General features: G+C 34.4%; 11 protein-coding genes. 9 read left to right on the top strand and 2 right to left on the bottom strand.

Annotation, left to right across the window (positions count from 1 at the left end; all coding sequences use genetic code 11):
- From C3938_RS00140 to C3938_RS17630, 9 genes are all read left to right on the top strand, one after another.
- A partial coding sequence (locus C3938_RS00140; RefSeq protein WP_158681475.1) for a DnaB-like helicase C-terminal domain-containing protein occupies positions 1-822 on the top strand: 822 nt, incomplete at its 5' end.
- 21 nt (positions 823-843) lie between these two features.
- Positions 844-996, top strand: a complete 153-nt coding sequence (locus tag C3938_RS17640; protein ID WP_158681473.1) for a hypothetical protein — start codon at positions 844-846, stop codon at positions 994-996.
- Positions 997-1,010: 14 nt separating this feature from the next.
- Positions 1,011-1,208, top strand: coding sequence for a hypothetical protein (locus C3938_RS00135; protein ID WP_105101295.1), 198 nt, complete (start codon positions 1,011-1,013; stop codon positions 1,206-1,208).
- Positions 1,205-1,522, top strand: a complete 318-nt coding sequence (locus tag C3938_RS00130) for a MazG-like family protein (RefSeq protein ID WP_105101294.1) — start codon at positions 1,205-1,207, stop codon at positions 1,520-1,522. The genes C3938_RS00135 and C3938_RS00130 overlap by 4 nt, the downstream gene beginning before the upstream one ends.
- A 1-nt stretch (position 1,523) precedes the next feature.
- On the top strand, positions 1,524-1,799 hold the full coding sequence (locus C3938_RS17635; protein ID WP_158681471.1) for a hypothetical protein: 276 nt from the start codon (positions 1,524-1,526) through the stop codon (positions 1,797-1,799).
- Positions 1,800-1,803: 4 nt separating this feature from the next.
- On the top strand, positions 1,804-2,334 hold the full coding sequence (locus tag C3938_RS00125; RefSeq protein ID WP_199775440.1) for a hypothetical protein: 531 nt from the start codon (positions 1,804-1,806) through the stop codon (positions 2,332-2,334).
- A gap of 111 nt (positions 2,335-2,445) precedes the next feature.
- On the top strand, positions 2,446-2,916 hold the full coding sequence (locus tag C3938_RS00120; RefSeq protein ID WP_105101293.1) for a hypothetical protein: 471 nt from the start codon (positions 2,446-2,448) through the stop codon (positions 2,914-2,916).
- Positions 2,917-2,959: 43 nt separating this feature from the next.
- Positions 2,960-3,406, top strand: a complete 447-nt coding sequence (locus C3938_RS00115) for an ArpU family phage packaging/lysis transcriptional regulator (RefSeq protein WP_105101292.1) — start codon at positions 2,960-2,962, stop codon at positions 3,404-3,406.
- A 47-nt stretch (positions 3,407-3,453) separates the two neighbouring features.
- Entirely contained in the window at positions 3,454-3,633 is a 180-nt protein-coding gene (locus C3938_RS17630; RefSeq protein WP_158681469.1) for a hypothetical protein, read from the top strand.
- A 16-nt stretch (positions 3,634-3,649) separates the two neighbouring features.
- On the opposite strand, the gene C3938_RS00110 is transcribed toward C3938_RS17630, so the two are convergent.
- Complete coding sequence (locus C3938_RS00110; RefSeq protein ID WP_105101291.1) at positions 3,650-3,874, bottom strand: hypothetical protein; 225 nt, start codon at positions 3,872-3,874, stop codon at positions 3,650-3,652.
- An 84-nt stretch (positions 3,875-3,958) separates the two neighbouring features.
- Positions 3,959-4,849, bottom strand: an 891-nt coding sequence (locus C3938_RS00105) for a recombinase family protein (protein WP_199775439.1), incomplete at its 5' end; no start/stop codon positions are given.

The following is a 4,849-nucleotide window of genomic DNA, read 5'->3' as shown; positions in this document are numbered from 1 at the left end:
ACTAGGCAAGATTATTTCAAACACCTTTTAGATAAATCAATTGAATATATTCCAACAGGTTTCCCGCAGTTCGATGAATGGGCAAACGGAATTTATCGGGGAGATTTATTTGTATCAGCTGGCCGACCATCAGTTGGTAAAACTGCCAAACTACTTCAACGCGCAATAGGAGTTGCTGAAACAGGTCCAGTTCTTATTTGGTCACAGGAAATGGATGAGGAACAATTAAAAGATAGAATGATTTCTAATATCACAGGTATCCCTTATAACCGTATTAGAAACAAAGAATTGAATCCTCAACAGTATGGGAAAATCGAAGAAGCATATAACAGGTTGGAGAAAATGCCAATTTATATTCAAGATACTTCCGGAGTTACCATTGAAGAAGTTCGTTCAACTGCTAGAAGGTTTAAAAAGAAACATGGTGACATTGCTATGATTGCAGTTGATTACCTTCAGATAATGAAGATTCCGCAGAAGGGTAGTGAAACGAGATCTTCTGCAATTGGAAATGTAACTGGTGCTGCTAAACAAATAGCTCGTGAATTGAAATGTTGCTTTATGATGCTTTCTCAAATGAATAGAGATAGTGATAAAAATCCTAAGAAACCAACATTCTCCGATTTAAAAGAATCCGGTTCAATCGAGCAAGATGCAGATGTGATTGAATTTCTTTGGATGGATCACAACGATAATAATGAACCACAGGGGAAAGTAATTCAACAATTTATTGCTAAAGGAAGAAACACCGGATTAAACGAATTTCGTTTACTGTTTAGAGGTTGGAAACAGAACTTCATTGAACTCGACAAGAAGAAATAAAGTCTTATGGAGGCGGTTTTGATGAAAGTTGTTAATTATGAGGAAGAACGAAAGAAAAACATCGTCATTAAGCAGCTGCATGATCGTGGATTTAAAGACACAAACGGTAAAAGTTATCGAGAGTTAAAGCGTAATCTTGTCATTGTTAAAGTGTTACAGGGAGAAGAGCATTGAAGGGGTGAAACAAATTGACGGTTGAATATGCAGTGTATAAAGGCGAAGAACTTATTGTCATGGGTACAAAAGAAGAATGTGCTGAAGAAATGGGAGTAAAACCGGATTATATATATTGGTTAACCATGCCAACAGCAAAAAGAAGACTAGCTGCAAGGAAAAATCCTGCTAAATGCACAGTAGCAGTAAAATTGGAGGATGATGAGGAATGAGTCTAGATAAATTGGTTAAAAACGTAGAACAATGGAGCATTGATAAAGGTTTAGATCAAGCGGATAGTAGCAAACAGTTTTTAAAAGTGTCAGAGGAATTTGGAGAGATTGCTGCAGCATTAGCAAGGGGAGATAAAGAAGCTCTTAAAGACGGTATAGGAGATGAGACTGTAACATTAATTATCTTAGCTAAACAGAACGGTTTAACACTGGAAGAATGTTTAGGTACTGCATATCAAGAAATAGCAGGACGCAAAGGTAAAATGATAGATGGGGTATTCATTAAGGAAGAAGATATTAAAGAGGTTTTCTAATATGAGTGTGAGTATTGATGGCGAATTACATCGTGGTCAACTTGAAATTAAATATGGAGAAGAATTTCCTGAACCAAGAAAGAGCACAAAAATAATTATTCACGATTATGGTGAATGTTTAGTTTACATTACTGCAATTGGTATTCCACAATGGACAAACAAAATGACTGTTGTAGTTCCATTTCGATATTATATTACTCAGATTTTAAAGCCGAATAAAACCTATGAGAAAAATCAAAAGCGTAAAAAGAGTAATTTGACATTAGTGAAGAGGTGAAAGTTTGAGATTCGTCGGAATTGACCCTGCAAGCAAAACAGGCTTTGTCGCTTTAGATGGCAATGGAAATATATTAAAAGCAAAAGAATTAACAGGCATTAGTGATAAGGATCCTAAACGAATGGTAACTTTAATTAACGAAGTAACTACACATTTAATGGCCAAAGATATAATTGCAATTGAAGGTTTTCCATTCTCTACACAAAAGGCAATGTTTGCCGGTGGCTTGCATCATGGCATAAGAAACGATTTATATAAGTTAGGTTTTAAATATTATGAGGTCGCTCCAAATGCAGTTAAAAAATATGTAAACGTAACTGGATGGGAAGGCGAACCAGGTAATAAAAAAAGGTTAAAGGGTGCTGCTAAGAAAAGAGTAGTCATGCAAGCTGTAAAAGAACACTATGGTTTCATTCATAGTAGTGACAACGTAGTTGATGCGTATATAATAGCGCAAATAGCAAGAGCATGTTATTTAAGGAAAGTACAGCATAGTTATCAAGCAGAAGTTTTAAAAAAACTAGGCATAGGCTAATTCGTTCCATATAGGCGGTTCTCAATCGTTTTTAACGTCTTGGCGGTATTCCTATTATTTTTACTCAAAGTGTTGCGAGGTCGCAACAAAATAAAAGGAGAGATATACACTATGACAATTCAATTGAATGTTTTATTTAAAAAGATGCAGAAGGATGACAAAAAAGAGGTTTTAGAATTTCATGTACAAGGTGATGAGTTACCGAGTTCGCAGGAGCTAGTGAATTTAGCAGGTAATATCACAATTTTAGAAGTTACCAATTCAGATGCTGGAAAGCTAAATGCAGAATTTAAAGCCATTCAACGAGATAGCAAGAAAACAACTCTTAAATTCAATATTAAAGGTGATAAAGATAACCAGGTAATTAAACTTTATCCATACGCAGGAAGTAACGTTGATATAACTTTAGAACCTTCTCAATTAACTATTGAAGAATTTGAAGAAGGTGAAAGTGATCCAGACATTGAAGCTCCAGATAATGATAAACCTGTAGAAATAGAAGGACAGGTAAATATTGATGACGTTCCTTTTGGAGAACCAGAAGAAGTTAATTTTGATGATCCAGATATCTTAGACGATTAATAACGTGGCCCTTTAATTAGGGCCATCCCTAAGGGGGTTAACAATGAACAACTTTGAATTACCAGAATTAGATAGGAAAGCTACACAAAAAGAAGTAGAAGCAGCATTAGAGAAATATCGTATCTTTAAATATGTTTACTACGAAGAACGAGAAGCCAATATAACCACTTCTTATGATGATGTTGGTGGAGGAAAGGCTAATACAATATCGGATCAAACAGGAAATATTGCTACTCACAACATTGACGAAAAGGAACGAAGAAGGCGTTATTGTGAACGAATCGAGCGATCTGTGAGACGGCTACCTAAAATGGAGCAGTTCTTAATTGAAGAACGGTACATGAGTGAAGAATCGGAGTATATTACGGATTACAATGTATATTGTTTTAAGTTTCAACCGCCTATTAGTTCCAGGACATACGATAAAATACGCTGGAAGGCATTTTATAAACTAGCTCTAAATTTAAACATAGCTGTCGTTAATGAATAAACGCATTTATAACTCAATATAAATTATAAAGGATGGAGGGGAGGATCTTGAAGGAAAAATATCGAAAAGTAGAATTACAGGGTAAGCATGGGATGATAGACTTAATGATTCCGGATAGGGATCCTACTCAAGAAGAAATACAAGAATTACATGATACAGTTGCAAAGGTACTAGTGAATACAATAAAACATAAAGATAGAGAAAAAAGAAAAGCCTCTTCGGAATGAAGGGCTTTTTTCTATTTTATAGGAATGTACCTTCCAATTTTTCTTCCTTTTCTGGTTGTTCTTCTTGTTGTTTTAAGTAATTCTTAAATTCATTGGGTATTTCCAATTCAAACTCCATTAAATCACTTGGTTCTTTCTGAATAACGTACGGTTCAACTATAAATCCGATAGTTACTAATGTAACGATTGTTCCAACTACAATGCTACCTAACCATTTAGTGGCTTTTTTACTTAGATTCATTTCATCTACTCCCTTTTTAGTTTTATGAGTACAGTATTAGTGAACTTGTGGTGTATTCATAATACCAAAGGTAATTAACTATTGTCAAATACCTTTGGCAACGAAGCTGCTTCTTAAATGAGGTCTTATTTTATGAATTGCTGGTTTTCTTCCCCGACCTTTCTCCAATATCTCAACATCAACATGATGGAATACTTTTTTTAGAATAATATTTTTATCTGATTTATGGCTAGCTTGTCCATATGCATCTAATACTGAGTTTACCGTCGATTTAAAATTTAGTGGATCAACAGGTTCAATTGATTCTTCTTTTTCATCTTCAATCTTTATTTTATCAATCTCTTCTTTTTCTTTATCAAGCTCCGCTTTTCTCTTTAAAAACATATCATCATCATAAATACCAGATTCAAATTTTTCGTAAATAAATTTCATTCTTCGTTCTAAATCTTCTTTACGTATCTTGATGTTATTTTGAATTTCTTCTGTAGAGAAACCTTTGTTATCAATATCATTAACTGTCATATTCTCCATACTCTTTGATAATGTATTTTGATCCAGTTCCGCAATTTGTTTAAGTGTTTCTAATAAATCTTCTTCAATGCTTCTATACTTAACGAAAGTACAACCTACAGTAGTGCACCATAAGAATTCTTTATGGTATACGTTGATGCTACCATCTTTCTTCTTATAATGTTGGGTACTGCTTTGCCTTACCATTTTCCTTCCACATTTACTACATACACAAATACCTGCCAATTCACATGGATCAAAATCAAGTTTAGTATTAGTAAGAGGTACATCACGCTTTTCTATCCGATCTTGAACTCTGTTCCAGGTATCCATATCTATAATTGGTGGGTGAGCGTCATGTACAATAATATGTTCTGATTCTGGTCTAGGAACTCTTTTTCCGTCAGCAGTAGACATATGAGTATTAAAACGAATGGTGCCAATATAGCGATCATTTCTAAGGAA

This window comes from Microbulbifer pacificus, assembly GCF_002959965.1.
Lineage (GTDB): Bacteria > Pseudomonadota > Gammaproteobacteria > Pseudomonadales > Cellvibrionaceae > Microbulbifer > Microbulbifer pacificus_A.
The sequence above is the reverse complement of the archived record's forward strand: the minus strand, read 5'-3'. Positions and strand labels throughout refer to the sequence as shown.

What these genes read in the sequence shown, in the direction of transcription:
- C3938_RS00120 (WP_105101293.1), top strand. Translation starts at nt 2,446, where the DNA reads ATGACAATTCAATTGAATGTTTTATTTAAAAAGATGCAGAAGGATGAC.
- C3938_RS00115 (WP_105101292.1), top strand. Translation starts at nt 2,960, where the DNA reads ATGAACAACTTTGAATTACCAGAATTAGATAGGAAAGCTACACAAAAA.
- C3938_RS17635 (WP_158681471.1), top strand. Translation starts at nt 1,524, where the DNA reads ATGAGTGTGAGTATTGATGGCGAATTACATCGTGGTCAACTTGAAATT.
- C3938_RS00130 (WP_105101294.1), top strand. Translation starts at nt 1,205, where the DNA reads ATGAGTCTAGATAAATTGGTTAAAAACGTAGAACAATGGAGCATTGAT.
- C3938_RS17640 (WP_158681473.1), top strand. Translation starts at nt 844, where the DNA reads ATGAAAGTTGTTAATTATGAGGAAGAACGAAAGAAAAACATCGTCATT.
- C3938_RS00110 (WP_105101291.1), bottom strand. Translation starts at nt 3,874, where the DNA reads ATGAATCTAAGTAAAAAAGCCACTAAATGGTTAGGTAGCATTGTAGTT.